This is a genomic window from Mycobacterium sp. UM_Kg1 (genome assembly GCF_000972925.1).
GTDB classification, from domain to species: domain Bacteria; phylum Actinomycetota; class Actinomycetes; order Mycobacteriales; family Mycobacteriaceae; genus Mycobacterium; species Mycobacterium hiberniae.
The window spans coordinates 1-2,729 of sequence record NZ_JRMK01000265.1 but is presented as its reverse complement, the minus strand read 5'-3'; the positions used below and the strand labels follow the sequence as shown (position 1 = coordinate 2,729).

The 2,729-nt window shown below is 69.6% G+C and carries 4 protein-coding genes; 2 read left to right on the top strand and 2 right to left on the bottom strand.

The annotated features are described in order from the left end of the window. The coding region (locus LI92_RS20855) for a TRCF domain-containing protein (protein ID WP_046322310.1) at positions 1-724 on the top strand (724 nt) is incomplete at its 5' end. Positions 725-729: 5 nt separating this feature from the next. Further along, entirely contained in the window at positions 730-1,686 is a 957-nt protein-coding gene (locus LI92_RS20850; protein ID WP_046322307.1) for a nucleoside triphosphate pyrophosphohydrolase, read from the top strand. Here LI92_RS20850 and LI92_RS20845 read toward each other — a convergent pair. Beyond that, on the bottom strand, positions 1,671-2,318 hold the full coding sequence (locus LI92_RS20845; RefSeq protein ID WP_046322305.1) for a LysM peptidoglycan-binding domain-containing protein: 648 nt from the start codon (positions 2,316-2,318) through the stop codon (positions 1,671-1,673). The two genes, LI92_RS20850 and LI92_RS20845, sit on opposite strands and share 16 nt — an antisense overlap. A 23-nt stretch (positions 2,319-2,341) precedes the next feature. Further along, on the bottom strand, positions 2,342-2,729 hold a 388-nt coding region (locus tag LI92_RS22005), incomplete at its 5' end, for a LysM peptidoglycan-binding domain-containing protein (protein WP_204368903.1).

The following is a 2,729-nucleotide window of genomic DNA, read 5'->3' as shown; positions in this document are numbered from 1 at the left end:
CACCATCGCCCAGAACAACGAACTGGGCGCCGGCATGGCGGTGGCGATGAAGGACCTGGAGATCCGCGGCGCCGGCAACGTGCTGGGGGTGGAGCAGTCCGGGCACGTCGCCGGGGTGGGCTTCGACCTGTACGTGCGGCTGGTCGGCGAGGCCGTCGAAGCGTATCGGGCCGCCTTCAACGGCGAGACCGTCACCACCGAGGAGGTCAAGGACGTCCGGATCGACCTGCCGGTCGACGCGCACCTGCCGCCGGAGTACATCAACTCCGACCGGCTGCGGCTCGAGGCGTACCGCCGCTTGGCCGCCGCGCACGGCGAGGACGAGATCGCGGCGGTGGTCGAGGAGCTCACCGACCGCTACGGGCCGCTTCCCGAACCCGCCGGCCGGCTGGTCGCGGTGGCCCGGTTGCGGCTGCTGTGCCGCGCGGCCGGGATCACCGAAGTCTCGGCGGCCTCGGCGACCACGCTGCGGATCTCGCCGCTGACCCTGGCGGATTCGGCCCAGCTGCGGCTCAAGCGGATGCACCCCTCGGCCAGCTACCGCGCCACCACCGCCACCGTGCAGGTGCCGATACCGCGGGCCGGCGGAGCCGGCGCGCCGGTCGGGGCGCCCCGCATCCGCGACGTGGAACTCGTCCAGATGGTCGCCGACCTGATTTCGGCGCTCGACGGCAAGCCGCAGGGCGTGCTCGACGTCACCGGCGCGGTGCCCGCAGTACGGTAACCACGATGACCGTCGTGCTGGTGGACCCGCGCCGGCCCACGCTGGTGCCGGTGGAAGCTCTGGCGCTGCTGTCCGGGGAGGTCGCCTACACCGCGGAACTGCCGATCGCGGTGCCCTGGTCTTTGCCGGCCGCGCATTCGGTGCTGTCCGCCGCCGACGATTCGCAGGCTCCGGTGCTGCTGTCCTCGGACCGCGACCACCCCGCCGTGCTTGCGCGCCTGGCCGCCGGGGAACCGCTGATCGCGGCGCCCGATCCGGCGCCGGGGGAGCGGCTGATCGATGCCGTCGCGGTGATGGACCGGTTGCGCACGTCCGGGCCCTGGGAGGGCGAGCAGACCCACGACTCACTGCGCCGGTTCCTGCTCGAGGAGACCTACGAGCTTTTCGACGCGGTCCGCAGCGGCGACGCCCAGGAACTGTGCGCGGAGCTCGGCGACGTGCTGCTGCAGGTGCTGTTCCACGCCCGCATCGCCGAGGACGCCCCCGAGCACCCGTTCTCCATCGACGACGTCGCCGACTCGTTGCTGCGCAAGCTGCGCAACCGGGCGCCCGCGGTGCTGGCCGGCGAGGAGATTTCGCTGGCCGAGCAGATGGCGCAGTGGGAAGAGCGCAAGGCCTTGGAGAAGCTGGAGAACACGGCGAACGCCCCTGGCGGCGCCTCGATCCTCGACAACGTGCCCACCGCACAGCCGGCCCTGGCGTTGGCAGGCAAGGTGCTGCAACGCCTGGCTCGCGCCGGTGTGCCCGCAGACCTGGTTCCCGAGGCGGTCACCACCGTGACGGTGGCCGCCGGCGTGGATGCCGAAAACGACTTGCGCACCGCGGTTCTGGAGCTCATGGACGCGGCGCGTGTGGCCGAGAGGGCGATCATCGGCGAACCCACCGAGCAGCAGTGGCGTGCGCACTGGCCGGCGGCTGCGGAGCCGACCCTGGAGCCTGAGGCGCGTTACGAGGGAAAGTAGATCACCTGGTTGGCGAAGAGCGCGGCCGGTTCACTGATGTGGTTGGCGGCCGCGACGACCGAGGCCCGGGTGTCCAGATCCGCGTCGCCGTATTCCTCGCGGCACAGTGAGACCAGTGTGTCGCCGGCGATGTGCCGCCGCCGGTTGAGACCGGGAACGATCAGCACCTGGCCCGGTTCGGGTTCGGTGTTGGCGGGAAGGTCGTTCGCCAGCGCGATCACGGTCGCGAGGTGGTCGTCGCCGTACCAACGGGCGGCCAGCCCCGCGAGGCTCTCCCCGTCGACAACCGTGTGGTGTCCCACGGCGGTCAGATCGGGCAGGTGCAGCCAGGTGCCCTGGCGCATCTCGCGCTGCGCGACTCCGTTGACGATCTCCCAGATCAACTGCACATCGGTGTCGTCGGTGCCGTAGAACTGCTGGGTGATCTCTTTGCGCGCCGCACCGGAATCGGGTGTGGTCAGCCGTTGCCGATACGTCACGTACGGGATGAGCAGGTGTTGTCCCGCGACGATCAGATCCGGGTTGGGGAGGTGATTCTGCCGCGCGATCACCGGATGCAGCGTGCCGTCGCCGTACTCGCGCCGGGCCAGGGCGAACAGGGTGTCGCCGGGCTGAACCTGGTAGGTCTTCATGGTTGTTCCTTTCTTTGTAAGGGCTAGGGAATCCGCAGGAGCTGCCCGACGCGGATCACGTCGGGGTCGTCGATACGGTCTCGGTTGGCGACGAAGAGCCGATGCCACAGATTGCCGTCGCCGTAGCGGTCCTTCGCGATCTTGAACAGCGTGTCGCCGGTGACCACACGGTGCAGCGCGAAGCTGTAGAACGGCTCGCCCAACAGCGGGCGGCCGAACGTCAGCGGCACCGAGACCGTGAAGTCGTTCTCGGGCAGCCCGCTGGGGTTGTCCGCGTGCACCGTCAGCATCCCTTCCGCGGTTGCCGGTACCGGGTAGCTGACCGTGAAGGCGTACAGCGTGTATCCGAATCCGGTGTTGGGCACGAACATCGGCGTCACCGTCGTCAGAACCTGTCTCTTATACACATCT

Excerpts from the sequence above, each read along its gene's own strand:
- LI92_RS20850 (WP_046322307.1), top strand. The coding sequence starts at position 730 with ATGACCGTCGTGCTGGTGGACCCGCGCCGGCCCACGCTGGTGCCGGTG.
- LI92_RS20845 (WP_046322305.1), bottom strand. The coding sequence starts at position 2,318 with ATGAAGACCTACCAGGTTCAGCCCGGCGACACCCTGTTCGCCCTGGCC.